12 protein-coding genes are annotated in these 16,355 nt (G+C 39.5%); 5 read left to right on the top strand and 7 right to left on the bottom strand.

Annotated elements, in window-relative coordinates; translation table 11 throughout:
• Nucleotides 1-190 precede the first annotated feature (190 nt).
• The 4 genes from GHC26_RS02630 (at nt 191) to GHC26_RS02615 (ending at nt 5,739) form a co-directional block, all read left to right on the top strand.
• Nucleotides 191-1,501: an aspartate aminotransferase family protein gene (locus GHC26_RS02630; protein ID WP_163969680.1), complete on the top strand. Its 1,311-nt coding sequence runs from the start codon at nt 191-193 to the stop codon at nt 1,499-1,501.
• 92 nt (nt 1,502-1,593) lie between these two features.
• Nucleotides 1,594-2,970 (top strand): YjiH family protein, encoded by a 1,377-nt coding sequence (locus tag GHC26_RS02625; RefSeq protein ID WP_163969679.1) that lies wholly within the window; start codon nt 1,594-1,596, stop codon nt 2,968-2,970.
• A gap of 285 nt (nt 2,971-3,255) precedes the next feature.
• Nucleotides 3,256-4,614 carry an FAD-binding oxidoreductase gene (locus GHC26_RS02620; protein WP_163969678.1) on the top strand — a complete coding sequence of 453 codons (1,359 nt, stop codon included), beginning with the start codon at nt 3,256-3,258 and terminating at the stop codon, nt 4,612-4,614.
• Nucleotides 4,615-4,953: 339 nt separating this feature from the next.
• On the top strand, nt 4,954-5,739 hold the full coding sequence (locus GHC26_RS02615; RefSeq protein WP_163969677.1) for a S16 family serine protease: 786 nt from the start codon (nt 4,954-4,956) through the stop codon (nt 5,737-5,739).
• 84 nt (nt 5,740-5,823) lie between these two features.
• On the opposite strand, the gene GHC26_RS02610 is transcribed toward GHC26_RS02615, so the two are convergent.
• Nucleotides 5,824-6,864, bottom strand: a complete 1,041-nt coding sequence (locus tag GHC26_RS02610; RefSeq protein ID WP_163969676.1) for an FUSC family protein — start codon at nt 6,862-6,864, stop codon at nt 5,824-5,826.
• A gap of 185 nt (nt 6,865-7,049) precedes the next feature.
• Here GHC26_RS02610 and GHC26_RS02605 point away from each other — a divergent pair, with 185 nt between their 5' ends.
• Entirely contained in the window at nt 7,050-8,240 is a 1,191-nt protein-coding gene (locus GHC26_RS02605) for a M20 family metallopeptidase (protein ID WP_163969675.1), read from the top strand.
• A 340-nt stretch (nt 8,241-8,580) separates the two neighbouring features.
• On the opposite strand, the gene GHC26_RS02600 is transcribed toward GHC26_RS02605, so the two are convergent.
• The 6 genes from GHC26_RS02600 to mhpA form a co-directional block, all read right to left on the bottom strand.
• Complete coding sequence (locus GHC26_RS02600; protein WP_163969674.1) at nt 8,581-9,147, bottom strand: transposase; 567 nt, start codon at nt 9,145-9,147, stop codon at nt 8,581-8,583.
• Between the two features lie 339 nt (nt 9,148-9,486).
• Nucleotides 9,487-9,846 carry a hypothetical protein gene (locus GHC26_RS02595; protein WP_163969673.1) on the bottom strand — a complete coding sequence of 120 codons (360 nt, stop codon included), beginning with the start codon at nt 9,844-9,846 and terminating at the stop codon, nt 9,487-9,489.
• Between the two features lie 132 nt (nt 9,847-9,978).
• Nucleotides 9,979-11,331 carry an FAD-binding oxidoreductase gene (locus GHC26_RS02590; protein WP_163969672.1) on the bottom strand — a complete coding sequence of 451 codons (1,353 nt, stop codon included), beginning with the start codon at nt 11,329-11,331 and terminating at the stop codon, nt 9,979-9,981.
• A gap of 577 nt (nt 11,332-11,908) precedes the next feature.
• Nucleotides 11,909-13,021, bottom strand: coding sequence for an aminotransferase class V-fold PLP-dependent enzyme (locus GHC26_RS02585; RefSeq protein ID WP_163969671.1), 1,113 nt, complete (start codon nt 13,019-13,021; stop codon nt 11,909-11,911).
• Between the two features lie 251 nt (nt 13,022-13,272).
• Nucleotides 13,273-14,544, bottom strand: coding sequence for a kynureninase (gene kynU / locus GHC26_RS02580; protein WP_163969670.1), 1,272 nt, complete (start codon nt 14,542-14,544; stop codon nt 13,273-13,275).
• Between the two features lie 114 nt (nt 14,545-14,658).
• A complete protein-coding gene (gene mhpA / locus GHC26_RS02575; RefSeq protein ID WP_163969669.1) occupies nt 14,659-16,245 on the bottom strand; it encodes a bifunctional 3-(3-hydroxy-phenyl)propionate/3-hydroxycinnamic acid hydroxylase MhpA in 1,587 nt (528 codons plus the stop codon).
• Nucleotides 16,246-16,355: the final 110 nt, after the last annotated feature.

Genomic DNA, 16,355 nt, shown 5'->3' with positions numbered 1-16,355 from the left:
AAAATTCGGGTAGTGACAGGCACCAATCTTTTATGTATAATATTTATGCATAAAGGTTTATACTTATTCATTCATGGAAGTGACAGACATATACATATTTATATAAGGAAACAGGAATCTTTCATAACCTCAAAGGGAAGATAAAATGCATAAACAATACTCGAGAAGTCAAAAGGAGCGTTGACATTTTATGGAACAACATTCAAATCAAGATTGGCAGCAACTAGTAGGTTCGATAGGGAATTTTCTAGCACCTAGTATGGCAAAGGACCACCCGAATTTACCTGTCACAAAGGCAGAAGGATGTTATTACTATGGCGCAGATGGAACGAAATATTTGGATTTCACATCAGGAATTGCGGTGGAAAACGTTGGTCACCGGCACCCGAAAGTAGTAGAAGCGATTAAAGATAGTGCAGATCATTTAGTCCATGGGCCGTCTGGTGTCATTATCTATGAATCTATCTTAAAACTGGCCGAAGAATTGCAAGCCATCCTACCACCAAAACTGGATAATTTCTTTTTTGCCAATAGTGGAACAGAGGCAATTGAAGGTGGATTGAAACTTGCTAAGCACGTGACAAAACGACCATATGTTGTATCTTTCACTGGTAATTTCCATGGTCGCTCTATCGGAGCATTAAGTGTATCGACATCCAAAAGCAAATATCGTAAATACCAACAACCTTCCTGGCTAACCTATCAATTACCATATGCATTACCTGAGTATTGTCCAGAAGGCGTGGATCCAGAAACCTTTTTCCCGGAAAAACTAGAACAAGATGCTGCATCCTTATTTAAACACCAAGTAGATCCCGAGGAAGTTGCTTGTATGATCCTTGAACCAATCATGGGAGAAGGCGGTTATATTATCCCACCAAAAGCATGGCTGGAAAAGGTTCGTGAAATTTGTGATCGCCATGGGATCCTACTAATTTTTGATGAGGTACAGACTGGATTTGGTCGTACTGGCGAATGGTTTGCTGCACAAACATTTGACGTTAAACCGGATATTATGGCGATTGCCAAAGGGATTGCAGCAGGATTGCCATTAAGTGCGACTGTCGCATCCAAGGAGCTTATGGAACAGTGGCCACTCGGTTCTCATGGGACAACGTTTGGTGGAAATCCAATCGCATGTGCAGCTGCACGCGCTTCCCTTTCTGTCATCCAAGAAGAAAGATTGCTAGATAATGCGAAAGAAATGGGACAATATGCGCTAACTCACCTAAACGAACTAAAAGAAAAATATGACGCGATTAGTGATGTACGTGGCATCGGCCTCATGATTGGTATTGAATTAAAAAATCCAAAAACAGGGGAACCAGATGGTGATGCTGTGATGGATGTTCTAAACAAATCGTTAGAAAAAGGCGTTCTCTTCTACTTATGTGGAAATGAAGGAGAAGTCATTCGCATGATTCCACCTTTAACTATAAACAAAGAACAAATTGACCAAGGAATCAACGTACTGGATGAAGTGTTCGCATCCTTGTCCTAAAAAGTAACGGGGGAAAACCATTTTATATCCCCCTCTCTTAATTTACTTTTAAAGATGACTGAATTTTAAAAAATACGAGGAGGTTTTATCTATTGAGTAGTCCATTAAAGGAATCAACTGAATCGTCAGTGGAAACGCAACAGATTGATAAAAAAGGGTTAATGAAGTTTTTGCTTCCATCCCTATTTGGGGTATTAATCTTTCTTTTTCCCATTTTTGATGGGGATGCCTTTAACATCCCGCTAGGCATTATCACAGAATATGTCATTGATTCACTTGCCGCATGGCTTCCAGCAATTGTTACATTCGTCATGATTATTTCTACCGTATTTACCATTATTTCGGCACTTTTTAAACCAGCATTTATCAAAAATTCAGAGTTATTACAGTCATTATTTGATGTGTCTTTATTTTGGACGATTACAAGAATACTTGGTACCATTTTCGCAGTGATGACGTTTTATGGTGTAGGGATTGAAATTGTGTATTCAGCCATCACTGGACAAGTCATGTTTGATTTATTAACAAGCTTAATTGTATGGTTCTTTGTGGCATCTTTCTTAATGCCATATCTAATTAATTTCGGAGCAATGGAATTTATCGGCACACTACTAAGAGGTGTCACCAAACCACTATTTACATTGCCAGGTCGTTCTGCGATTGATTTATTATCATCCTGGATCGGCAATGTGAATGTAGGTGTGGTAATCACGCGTGAACAATATCAAAGTGGTTTTTATACAGGACGAGAAGCTGCAGCGATTTCTACATGTTTTTCAACGGTGTCCCTTCCCTTCTGTCTTGTCATTGCAGGCATGCTAGAAGTGGATCACTTATTCCCTATCTTTTATTTAACGATTGTAATCGCAGGTATTGTTAGTGCTGTCATCATCCCAAGAATTCCACCTATTTCAAAAATACCAGATACTTATTATACAGAAAATCAATATCAAGAAGATGTTCCAGAAAATATGTCTAAATTACAGTGGGCACTTCAACAAGCCGTAAAACGTGCGAAAGGTGCCGGATCTTTAGCTGATCAACTAAAACAAGGATTGAGTATTTTCCTAGGGATTGCCTTTGTGTTAATCCCACAAGTGATGGCTATCGGAACATTCGCACTCATCATTGCTGAGTTTACATCTGTTTTCCAAATACTAGCTCAACCAATGGTACCACTGTTACAATTAATGCAGATTCCAGAGGCAGTAGAAGCTGCTCCAGCAACCATTGTCGGATTTATCGATATGTTCATGCCGGCCGTATTGGCAAGTGGAATTGAAGCAGAGATTACGAGATTTGTGATTGGCGCATTATCACTAGTTCAAATTATATACTTAACCGAGATGGGAACCCTTTTAATTATTTCGAAAATCCCAGTAACCATTTGGCACTTATTCTTAATTTTTCTAGAACGTACATTAATTTCATTACCAATTATTGTACTAATTGCACATATGATTTTTTAATTAGTTGTGTGTTAGTTTGCACGAGTTTGGGTGCTCCTCACATGACTTTGGCGGTGCGCTGCACGAGTTTGGCTGCTTCTCGCATGACTTTGAAGGTGCGCTGCACGAGTTTGGCTGCTTCCCGCATGACTTTGGGGGTGCGCTGCACGAAGATTCATACTTGAAAATGCAACAACCTTTTAGAAAACAGCCTTTTTTAATTAACTATTAATAGGCATGCTCGCATTCTTTTAGTGCGAGCATCCTTTCATGTAACAGAAAAATAAGATAAAGGTGGTCTTTCCATTGTATAAACAACAGCTTATAGAAAAACTCGGAAAGGAAAATGTTAGTCAAAGTGAGAGTGAGCGATATCGCCACAGTCATGATGAGTCACCACATGAGGCTGTCGAACCAGATGTCGTTTGTTTTCCAACAAGTCGGGAAGATGTGGAGGTCATTCTGGAAATCGCACGAACCTATAATATTCCAGTTACTCCCTTTGGAACAGGGTCAGGATTAGAAGGACAAGCTATTCCAGTTCAAAAAGGAATTAGTATAAACTTTGAAAATATGAACGCCATAATTGATTTTTCTCCAGAAGATATGACGATCACTGTACAGCCTGGCGTTACACGTATGCAACTCAATAAATACACGAACAGACATGGACTTATGTTTCCGATTGATCCTGGTGCTGATGCTTCAATTGGTGGGATGGTCGCAACAAACGCTAGTGGCACAACCGCTGTCCGTTATGGTGCCATGAAAGATCAATTGCTTGATGTAGAAGTCGTCTTAGCTGATGGCCGCGTCATTCATACTGGTACACATGCAAAAAAATCATCATCTGGTTACCATTTAACAAGTCTTTTTGCTGGATCAGAAGGAACATTAGGAATCATTACGGAAATTACATTAAAATTACATGGCATTCCTGAAAAGACAATCATGGCAAGATGTACATTTGATTCCACCGAAAACTGTGCAATTGCCGCACAAACACTACTGCTTAGTGGGATCCCAATGATGCGTATGGAGCTCATGGATGCAGCGAGTATTGCCGAAGTTAATTTGCAAAATGGCTATGACTTTCCCATCAAACATTCGCTCTTTTTAGAGTTTGCTGGTACAGAAGGTGCAGTAACAGAAGAGGTAGCACTTGCAGAAGAACTATTAAACGATCTTGGTTGTGAAAACTGGACGGTCGCAGATAACCCGACCGAACAAAAAGAGATTTGGAAAGCACGACATGATTTGTCCTTATCTTTTGTTCATACTTCTGGATTGGACGAAGTAGGTGCTGATGTTTGTGTTCCAATCTCACGCTTACCAGAGCTCATCACCTATGCTCGCCAACTTATTGGTGAAAGTGGCTTAAAAGGTGGAATTTGGGGCCATATTGGGGATGGTAATTTCCATACAATCGTCATGTTCAACTCAAAGATGGAAGGCGAACGCGAAAAAGCGGAGTATACAAATGAGGCACTTGCTAAGCGCGCCATTGAAGTTGGTGGCACATGTACAGGTGAACATGGCGTTGGACTTGGGAAGCGAAAATACCAAGAACAGGAACACGGCGTTGCACTTGATGTCATGAAAAGCATCAAGCAACTATTTGACCCACAAGGAATATTAAATCCTGGGAAAATATTTTTGCCGTAACATTAGTCGAGCCTATGATTCTAGGATTATAAATTGGTGTTAAGAGGTTTTGAGACAGAATGGAGGATCAATTGATTCCAAGGTATTCACAGATTGATTGATTAAGTTCCCTTGAGCACTGTCAGTTTATATCCTAAATAAATTACATTTTTAGACAAGGGGTGACAGAAAATCCAAAAAAGGATATGATAATCTAGTGTAAAGGTTGAATCTAGTTACATCACCCTTTTCATTATGGACTTTATTTTGTTTACATACCTTTTGCTACAAGTTTAGTAGAATTTCAACAAGACTGTAATGCTCTTGAAGCACAAGTTATTAATGAATGTAGGTGAGAGTTTGAAGAAATTTTTCACAAAACTGTTTGACATCATCACAAAAGATACGAAGTCGATTATCATTACAGGCATCCTTTTCTTATTCTTATACACCGTCTTTATGATTGGTACCTTCTATTTCACTATTCCATTAAATTCAATCGTATCTGTACCTGGCAAGACCCATGATCTATCAGAAGAAATAGAAAGTATAAGCGACAACACAAACCTTCACATCGTCAGTGTAAAATCATTCTATGCCGAAAACCGCTCTGATATCTTTCGTTTTATGTGGCGTCAGAAAGAAATATTCGAAAGCTATCATGCTAGTATTTTTGGCTCACAAGAAGAGGCTCGTGAAGGATACATCGAACGGGGCACAATCTCCATCGAGGCTGATGTCGAAAAAGAAGGAGTCCTCAAGACATATCTTGTCAATGAATATGGAGAAGAGAAAGGACCCTCCCTTTATGAGGACATTGTATTTTCCGAAGATACAGTAGGAAATTCCGATACCTTAGCAATTGCGTTAATGATTAAACAACTCGCTGAAAATAGAAACCAAAGTACGTTAAACAAAAATGTTGCCATTACAGGAAACATGGATAAACAAGGAAATGCGCTTCCCGTCGGCTCAGTCCCGATAAAGGCCATTACCGCAGCTAAAAATGATGCAGATTATTTTATCGTACCTCAGGAACATTATAAAGAAGCAGTCAATGCAAAAGAAGAAAACAATCTGTCCCTAGAAATTATTGGAGTTGAAAGCGTCGGTGAAGCCTATGAATTTCTCCAGGACCTCCAATAACATGAAGCATCAGAATCAAATCAAAGCCAGCCATTCTACCTTGAATGACCGGCTTTTGACAAAATTCGGGTGGTGACAGGCACCTCAAAATTGTTTTTCTTGCTTGCGGATGTATTTATCCAATTTTTCCAGTTCAACCATCAGTTTAACGATGCTGCTTGCAACTGGAAAGATTTTAATCCACTTTTCAATTTCCGACTGCTGAAGTTCATTAATTAAATCATTAATCGTCAAGTTCATTGCAGTAAAGCTATCTTTTTGCAGTTCTTTTTGTACTAAAATCTTATCTTCATAGGTCAAAATAATATTTTCATGATACTCCACAATACTAGCTACCAATTTTTTGACTAGAAACGATTGATTTGGTGATATTTCTTCGATGTTATCTATTTTTACCTCAAGATTTTCAATTAAATCAGATTCAAGCTGCACGACTCTCAGCATCTGTTTAAAAATCACAATATCTCGCATAAAGTGATAGCGATTGCGGATAAACATCCGACTCTTTTCATCATTAATGATATCGAGGTAATCGGTAATTTCCTTGATATCTTTTTTCAGTTCCTCTTCCCGCTTCTTTAACTCTCTTACTTTCATCGTTTTATTTGGTATCACACGTAGTAGAAAACTCGTTTTATCCAAGGCTTTCTTGATCATATTGTATAGAAGTTTTTGATGATTTGGCGGGAAAATAAATGCGTTAATTAAAAATGCAGATGAAATCCCGATGAATATTAACGACAATCGTTCCAGTAAATAGGTTAAATGGATCCCTTCTTCTCCAGATAACATAATGATGGCAATCGTTAATATCGTAATGTTGACGGTTTTGACCCACCCCATTTTAATGTTAAAAGCAATTGCAAGAATGACGGTTATCCCAATTGATACGGGATGTAAGCCTAAAGTAAAGGCGCCAGCAAGAGCAAATCCAACCCCAATTAGTGTCGATAATGCCGTTTCCTTAATATAAGAAACGGATCGCATAATCGATGGCTGCATCGCCACAACCGCTGTAATCACCGCCACCATTCCCAGCTCAAACTGAAAGCTTTCCGTAATTAAAATGGCTAATGCCACCGCCAAGCCAGTTTTCATCATCCGCGGACCAATATGAAAATTCAATGTCTGTTTCCTCCTAGTATCATGCGAGTTTTCATCCCCCCACTACCTCCCTTTATCATAACACGCTCCCACCCTGCAATCCATTGACATCATTCGACAAAAAACGGGTGGTGACAGGCACCAGAATTTGTGGTAAATTACTTATAATACATTATTTTCTAAATTTTTTAAAAGGAGTTGTGTTCATGGAGAAGTTATTTACCAGCCTAGACGGTATTTATGATGAGATAGTAGAGATTCGCCGTCATTTGCACAAACACCCTGAGCTTTCGTTTGAAGAGGTGAATACAGCAAACTACATTGCTGCATATCATGAAAAATTAGGCCATGAGATTCGCACAAATGTTGGTGGTAATGGAGTTGTTGCCTATTTAAAAGGAGACAAACCTGGTCCAACAGTCGCATTACGAGCAGATTTTGACGCACTGCCAATTCACGAAGAAACAGACGTCCCATTTAAATCTGTTAACGATGGGGTGATGCATGCGTGTGGTCATGATGGTCATACCGCGACACTATTAGGACTCGCAAAGGTCTTAAACGGGATGAAAACAGATATAGAAGGTACTGTTGTCTTTATTCATCAGCATGCCGAAGAACTACCACCAGGTGGTGCAAAAGCAATGATTGAAGATGGCTGCCTTGATGGGGTTGACGTTATTTTCGGAACACACTTACAGGCGCAAAAACCACTTTACGAAATCGGCTATCGTTCTGGTCCACTTCAAGCAGCACCAGACGTCTTTGATATCAAAATTCAAGGTAAAGGCGGCCATGGCGCAATGCCACATAACACAAAAGACAGTATTGTGATCGCCGGACAGCTCATCAATAATTTACAGCAGATCGTCAGTCGTGGAGTGGATCCATTAGACTCTGCGGTCGTATCGGTTTGTTCTTTTGAGGCAAAAGGACCATACAATGTCATCCAAGATACGGCTTCCCTTTCTGGTACAGTCCGCACATTCAAAGAAGAAACACGCTCCTTTGTCGAAAAAGAAATTGAACGAATCGTTAAAGGGACTTGCCTTGTCTCTAATGCTGGCTATGAATATAAATACACAAGAGGTTATCCAACAACGGTCAACCATAAAGAGGAAACAGAATTTGTCGCAGAACTAGCGAAATCGGTTCCTGGTGTAGAAACCGTAAAAGAAACAGAGCCAATCATGGGCGGCGAAGACTTTTCCTATTATCTGCAAAATGTAAAAGGATGCTTTTTCTTTACTGGAGCACAAAATCCAGATTGGGAGGAAGCATATCCACATCATCATCCGAAATTTGACATAGATGAACGTGCCTTGTTAATTGCGGCTAAAGTACTCGGAAAAGCAACATTAGAATACATGAAAGTAAATGCAAAGACATTAGCTTAAATTTGAATGGGTCACCATATGCTTGGTGATCCTTATTTCCAAAAAAGGAGCTGATAAATGTGAGTGACCAAGTCCAAGGATTGTGGAAAGATTGGCGTGTTCATGCACTTGTTTTATGGGTTGTCATTGTCACCCTGCTAATCGGAACACACGAAATATCACTTGGACCATGAGTAATTTTACTCTTGCCAATGCTTTCGCTGACTGCTTATAGCAAAATAGCTTCAGTACCATCTATAACACAACCAGAAGAATGAGTAACTGGTACTATGACACCGAAACAGAAACCCAATCATAACCGTAGAACCCCCATACGACAAAATTCGCGTGGTGAAAACACCTACAGACATTTATCATAGGTACCTTTTTCTGCATTTACATACTGCTCGTACTGGATCTGCTTTTCTTTTCGGTTACCCGCAAAACATCCCATTATTTCCTCCATATTCAATAACTCATGTGGCGATTGATAGTAATAATACCGATAACTGCTCCACTGATAATCTTCAGGCCTTTTAACAATGCCTGCCCCGATTGGATTCAAATGAATATACCGGCTGACTTCAAGCATCCCTTGTTTCGTTTCTACAAGTTTATCGTGGAACCGCTTTTCAAATACATGTCCTGTGTAACCGTTTTTCGTATTAAAATAATCTGCATATCTTTTATTTAAACGAGCCATGATTTTGGAAACAGGTTGATCGGTGGAACGAATTTGCAAATGATAGTGGTTCATCATGAGGCAGTAAGAGGCCATGTCAAAGGGGAGATCTTGCTTGATCTTGCTTAACATATAAAGAAATACATTAAAATCCTCCGCTTCCTTAAAAAGCGTATCGCGCCTGTTTCCGCGGCAAACAACATGGTAAAAAGAGTTGGGAATCCAAATCCGTTTCTTTCTGGCCATAAGTTTCACAATCCTTTCTTCAAAAAATGGGAGTAAGGTGGAGAAAGAGGGGCAAGGATGAAAGATAAGGACCTTGTTCCTTACACGTTTTATACATACACGATAATCGAATACTTAAAATAAATCAAGTTGGTATAAAACCGTATGAAATTACCATTTCGCAGGAAAATTCAGTAGAAATTTCACTTTTTCATTATCAAAAATACATTTTCCCGCTATCATTAGACTTAAAAAATTAATTCACATCCTATACCAAAAATATTATTCGACAAAATTCGGGTGGTGACAGGCACCACGAAAAAGCCTCCAATTTCCTTTTTTCGGGATTGGAGGCCTGCTTTATCTTCTTCTTTTTCTTCGATGTCTTCCGGGTTTCGAGCGAAATATAGACTTAAAAAATGAAATAGTCTCCAACCAAATAATAGAGACAACTATAAAAACAATCTTTAAAATGTATAGAAGAACAAAAAATAATAGCAATCCGACAAAAAGAATAAAAGACCATTTTAAAATGCTTAGCAACACACTGCCAACGATTCCGTATAATGCCTCATTTCCAGTAATAGATACAATGCCTTTCAAAATCATAAAACCAACAGCAACCACACCAAATAACATTAATAAATACTTTCCTGCGCCCGAGTTATCCCCCCTGCTTGTTGCCTTATAGGCACCATACGTGTACAATAAATTTTTCATATAATCCCCCTCTGTCTAAGCTGAACTGATCTCAACATTAAAACGATCACTGTAAAATAATAGCATAACCAGCTCAAGATTCGACAGCATGACGAAGGTGATTCGACAAAATTCGGGTGGTGACAGGCACCATTACCATATCTTGCCCGGATTGAGGAGGCCTTGTGGATCGAGCAGTCCTTTAATGGATTTCATCAACTCCATTGAGGTGCCATGTTCTTTTGCTTGGAATTTTTTCTTGCCTAAGCCTACTCCATGCTCACCAGTACAGGTTCCACCAACATCAATCGCACGATTCACAATCATTTCATTGATTTGCAACGCCCTGTTCCGTTCCTCCTCACTAGTAGCATCAAATGTCATCAAGGTATGAAAGTTCCCATCTCCAACATGGCCGAATATACCAGCTTTCAATGAATATTTTTCCAATAGGGAGCTTGCATAATTAATCATGCCAGGTAACTTCGATATTGGCACACACACATCTGCACTAAATGCTTTGACTCCTTTTATATGACGAAATGCATAAGACATCTCTTTCCGTGCTCGCCATAATTCCTGTCTTGCTTCTGGATCTTCAGCAGCCTCCCAGTGATCACACCCTAAATCGTTCATCAGCTCTTTTGTGAATGATACTTCTTCCTCGACTGCTTTTGAAGACCCAGCAAACTCGAAAAATAGCGAATGCTTTTCTGGATAATCATAACTACCATACTCATTCACCCGTTTTATCGTGTTGGCATTCACAAATTCCATCCGCATCACATTAATCCCGCTAAGTAAAACCGTTTGTGCAGCTTCTCCACACAAGACTGGACTATCAAACGTGCACCTTGCAACGACAGTGGATTCTGGAATACCGTGCAATTTCAGTGTAATTTCGGTAATGACACCTAACGTCCCCTCTGAACCGATAAATAAGCCATTTAAATGATAGCCAGATGATGACTTTTTCGCCTTTGTTCCTGTCTTGATAATTGTTCCATCAGCCAACACAATCGTCATCGTTAAAATTTGCTCCCGCATTGAACCATATCGTACTGCCGTTGTTCCACTGGCATTTGTCGCAGTCATTCCACCAATTGATGCATCTGCTCCAGGATCAATTGGGAACATCATGCCGTGCCGGTTAACATACTTATTCAATTGCAACCGTGTCACTCCAGGCTGAACCGAAATTGTTAAATCTTCTGGGGCAAAATCTACAATTTGATTCATTTGTTCGAAACTTATCGTAATTCCGTGTTGAACTGGAATGGCCTGACCTTCCAAACCAGATCCTGCTCCAAATGGTGTCACTGGTACCTCATACTGTCGGGATATTTCAAGAATTGTCACGACTTCCTCCGTCGTTTTTGGGAAACAAACGACTTCTGGTTTACTAGCTACGTGCATGGATTCATCCCGACTATGGCGTAATAATTCCGTTTCATTGATCGTTACGTTATCTTTTCCAAGTTTCTCCCTCAACAACTCAATATACATAATGTCCCCTCCATCACATTAATTTCAATCATACGTGGCTTTCGTAAACCCCTACATATTCATTGCGCATCTCATAACAAAAGTGATACCTATTTTTATGATAGGAAGACCTCGCTATCTATTAAACTAAATATACCATTTTTCACAAAATTGAACCCCTAATCTTCCGCTTATACATAGACATTCTACATCGGACCCCATATGATAACATTCAAGCAGTACCGAAAAAGGAATGCCAAATAGAGATAACAACCTCTATCAGACACTCCATTTCTATCAAAAAATCGCTTCTTCCTTATAGAGGTTGTTCAAAAAGTCCGGTGAAATAGACACATCGAATTTCTTCGTTAGCTTGCTTTTCCGTTGCTCATGTATTAAATGAACTAAGGAACTTCTACTAAAACCGTCCACGTCCTGTGACCAACGTAGAAGTCACCACATCCTGTGGAAGTCCGTTACTCAAAGCTACGCTGCCTCGAACTTCCGACGTACAGGACGTACTAGTGTCGGCGTTGTAACAGGACGCCTGAGACCTTAGCCGACTCGGTCCTTTTAATCCTCCTTTTTGAACACGCACTTAAACCAACACTTCCACCATAGTATCAACTGCTTTTCGGATATCATCTTTCGTGTTGTAAAAATGTGGTGCTAGACGAATGACATCATTTCGTGCTGATAACAGAATTCCTCTTTTTTTCAACTCCGCTTCAAGTGCACTCGCATCAGGCACCCTAATCGCAGTATTAGAACCTTTTTCGCCAACATCAAGTGGACTTGCGATTTCTAAGTTTTTGCTTTGACAGTACTCAATCGTAAACTGTGATAATTCACGTAAATAAGACTGGATTTCCGGAACACCTATATCAAGGATTACATCTAATGCTGCATCTTGAGCAAAACCATTAATCATCGGAAATGTTCCTGTATCGAATCGTCTAGTACCTTCTGCATATTCCACGTTCTGACTATCAAAAGCAAAAGGATTAGCCTGTCCGAACCAGCCTGTCACTCTTGGTGTTAACGTATCTGCTATTTCTTTCTTCACATATAAAAAGGCAATCCCCGGAATTCCAAGCATGTACTTTTGCATGCCAGCTGCTAAAAAGTCGATATCAAGTGCCTTTACATCAATGTCCACCTGGCCTGCACTTTGATAGGCATCGACAAACATATAGCTATCATTATCATGTGCTAGTTTCGTAATTTCACGTAACTTTTGGATTTTTCCATTATAAAAAGATACATGTGGTGTTGAGGTTAAAATCGTCTTTTCACTGATTTTTTTCGCATAACTTGCTAACTCAGGTGGTGTATAAACGACATCACACCCACTTTGCGACAATGCAGCATGACCAATACACGGAAATTCAGTTTCGGCTAACAAAAATTCATTCTTCTTACTAGTAGTTGGTAAACTCGTCAAAACTGCTGAAATGGCATGAGAAACAGATGAAACTATCGCAATTTCACTTGAATCCGCATTAATTAACCGTGCAAACTTGGACCGAGCCTTTTCACAAACCTCCATCCAATATCCCCAATCCATTCCATCATATTGCCATGTATCCATATACCCATCTATCGCTTTTTTCACATCGACATGCATTGCACTTTGTGAACAACTCGATAATTGAACTTTCTCCTGTAAAATAGGAAACTTCCCACGAATTGCCTCTAGATCTCGTTTCATTATGTATCCCCCTCTAAATAAGCTACTACATCCATTATACCAGTAAAAACAAGTCAGGAGAGCATCACCTCCATGGCATTCTTCCAACTGGCTTCATCCAAATTATAGATTGATAAAACAATAAAGTTTAACTCATCCGATGGGGAGTTTCCAACGCTCAGGACGTGGTGTCTTAGTCAGCCTGCCAGTTAACACGTGATGATTGATTTTAGTAGAGGAGTGACAGCGCTGTAGCTGTCACTCCTCTTTTTTTATGCAATAACGCTACGTTTGTTTTCATATTTTTCATAGTGTTTCTGGTCCATGACTGTTTTCAAGATTTGCACCATGCGCCACACTTCCTCAAATGTATTATATAGTGCCACTGGTGCAAGTCGAATACCATTTGGGTTTCGAAAATCTGGCACAACTCCTTCCGCTTTTAATGCTTTACAAATCCGTGCTGCTTCTGGGTGTTCTAAGAAAATATGTCCGCCACGTTCGTCATCATTTCGTGGGTTGGCAATGTGAAACCCAAAATCTTTCAATTCTGCATCAATCAATTCCATCAAATATTGTGTTAGGCGCAACGACTTTTCCCGGATTTTAGTCATCCCAATTTCAGCAAATATTTGTAAAGACCCCAATAATGGTGCAGCACTTAGGATATGTGGTGATCCAATTTGGTAAGCACCCACATCAGGTGCAGGTGTTAACGTATGCTCCATATCAAACTGCTTTTCTTTGGACGAGCTAAACCAGCCAGCCAAGCCTGGTTCTTTTCCAAAATGCTTTTCATTCACATAAAGTCCGCCAACACTGCCAGGTCCGCCATTCAAATGCTTATAGGTACACCAAAATGCAAAGTCAACTCCCCACGCTGACAATTCATGCGGGATAGACCCAATCGAATGACACAAGTCAAAGCCAATCAGGATGTCTCTGTCATGCGCAGCTTTGGTTAATGTTTCCATATCTAACACTTGGCCACTTCGATACAACACACCAGGCAACACAATTAAGGCAATGTCATCCGTCATCGCTTTAATAATGTCTTCTGTATCCAAATTGTTCCCATCTTTACTTTTCACTCGAACAAGATGTTCATCTCGATCAAGGCCTCTCAACTGAAGCTGGCTTTTCAATGCGTAAATATCAGATGGAAAATTCAACTCATCTGCTAAAACTTTTGTCTTTTTTCCTTCTGGTTTGAAAAAAGTCGCCAGAAGCTGATGCAGATTCGTCGTGGTGGATCCAGTGACTATCACTTCTCCAGACTTTGCACCAATTAATGAAGCGGACATATCGCCTAACCTTTCCGAAACATAAAACCACGGATGCTCCCCTTCTGACCAACCATCTATTGCATATTGCTTCCAAGCATCCAACATATCTTGCACTGCCAGTTCCGCACGTTTAGATAAAAGACCTAGCGAATTGCCATCAAAATAAATCTGATCATCTGAAACATAAAACTCCTGCCGCATATGACGTAATGGATCCTGTTGATCTAATTCTTGTGCATAGGATCGTTCTACTTTCATTGTTTTAGCCACCACCTAAAATATTTTAATAGTTCTATTGTATCATGAATTTTCCGAACAAAAAGCTGCTAGCGGGAAACTAGCAGCATCCTATCATAAGAAAATATTACCATTTTACTGTTTAACTACAACTTCTTTTTTGCTTAATAAATTAGAAAGAGAATCTACCATTACAGATAACTCCTCATCTGTTGTTGCTCCGCCAAAAAGATAATAATCTGGTCGCACCACGATAGACTTAAATCCATTCTTGCTAAAATACTCACTATATTTTCCTTCCACATCCCCTGCTACCGAATCTGGTAAATTTTCTTGGTTAGCTGAAATTTGCACAAACTGAGCTCCAATTTGCTGCATAAATCGTATTTGCTCACCACTTAATCCTGTTTTTGGATTATGGTCTAAGCCAATTACCGTCCAACTTTTACCTACAACATTATCAAATAACCCTACTTTACCTTGGTAGTTGACAACCGCTTGGAGAGATACTTCTCCTGCACCATTTTTCCCCTCACCATTATCATCCTTAAAAATAACGCCATCTGTTATAATCGGAAACTCAGGAAACTCAGGTACATTCCCGGAAAGGAAGGCCTCATCCCTTTTTTTCGCCTCTTCTAAATCAGTAACACAAATCATTTTACCTAAATAGATTGCGGCATCAATCAACTTCTTCATATGTGGCTTTCTTTCATCTGTGTACGTATCCAAAAGTGCCTCATCTGCTAAACCGTTTAAAACAAGATCTAGCTTCCAAGCAATATTTTTAGCGTCACGGATTCCAGAAGACATGCCTTGCCCCATAAATGGAGGAGTTAAGTGTGCAGCATCACCTGCTAACATTAATCTTCCTTTACGCCATTCCTCTACCCATCTAGCTTTAAAAGTATACACCGTGTATCGCTCCAATGTGGCATTTTCTGGTGTAATATTCCAAGATTTGAGCATTTCCCATGCTACTTCTTCTTTATTAAATTCCTCCATGGTCTCCCCAGGGAGTAACATGAATTCCCACCTTCTTCTACCTGGTCCACCTGATACAACGGTAGTCGGACGCTCTGGATCACATACTTGTAGATTCATTGGATCAAATTCCATATCTTCTTTCGGAATAATATCTGTGATAAGGAAATTAGAATAGAACCCAAGATCTGTTGTGGTATGCTCCATATTGTCTCGAACAAAACTATTTGCACCATCACAACCAATTACATACTTTGCATTAACCTGAATAGTTTCCTGTTTATCCTCACGTTGTTTAAGAATAAGAGATACTTGATCAGTTTGCTCAGTAAGATAAACCGCTTCATATCCTAAGTGAATATCTACTGTTGGATATTTTTTACAAGCCTTATCCATGATTACTTCTAAATCTGCTTGATTAAAAAACATATCTGCAGGCCAGCCTGAAATCCCATCCTGAGACCAATCAATTTTTAATAATGTTTTGCGATCCGCATTACACCATTCGTAATAATCGTGTACCTTTTGAGATACTTGTTTAATTTCGTCATCTGGAATAACTGTTTGCAAAGCTCTTGTCACTTCATGATCATATTTAACAGCACGAGGTAAACCATAAGGTGTAGTATATTTTTCAAATACACCTACTTTCCAACCTTTTTGTCCTAACAAACTAGCAACTAACTTCCCAATGGGACCATAACCAATAATGGCCACATCATAATTAACAATACTCAATGATATTCCTCCTCCTTTAAAATTGTAAACGCATACAAAATAATGAAAATCTATGTCTTCTATACATGGTTGAACCATTATCAGGCAAAGCGAATTCAAAAAAACGATTC

Source organism: Oceanobacillus halotolerans, assembly GCF_010993955.1.
Lineage (GTDB): Bacteria > Bacillota > Bacilli > Bacillales > Amphibacillaceae > Oceanibacillus_A > Oceanibacillus_A halotolerans.
Note: the sequence above shows the minus strand (reverse complement) of the source record. Positions and strands in the feature narration are given on the sequence as shown.

Bases quoted from the DNA above. Each gene is read 5' to 3' on its own strand.
- GHC26_RS02630 (WP_163969680.1), top strand. From the start codon at position 191: ATGGAACAACATTCAAATCAAGATTGGCAGCAACTAGTAGGTTCGATA.
- GHC26_RS02605 (WP_163969675.1), top strand. From the start codon at position 7,050: ATGGAGAAGTTATTTACCAGCCTAGACGGTATTTATGATGAGATAGTA.
- GHC26_RS02600 (WP_163969674.1), bottom strand. From the start codon at position 9,147: ATGGCCAGAAAGAAACGGATTTGGATTCCCAACTCTTTTTACCATGTT.
- GHC26_RS02595 (WP_163969673.1), bottom strand. From the start codon at position 9,846: ATGAAAAATTTATTGTACACGTATGGTGCCTATAAGGCAACAAGCAGG.
- GHC26_RS02590 (WP_163969672.1), bottom strand. From the start codon at position 11,331: ATGTATATTGAGTTGTTGAGGGAGAAACTTGGAAAAGATAACGTAACG.
- GHC26_RS02585 (WP_163969671.1), bottom strand. From the start codon at position 13,021: ATGAAACGAGATCTAGAGGCAATTCGTGGGAAGTTTCCTATTTTACAG.
- kynU (WP_163969670.1), bottom strand. From the start codon at position 14,544: ATGAAAGTAGAACGATCCTATGCACAAGAATTAGATCAACAGGATCCA.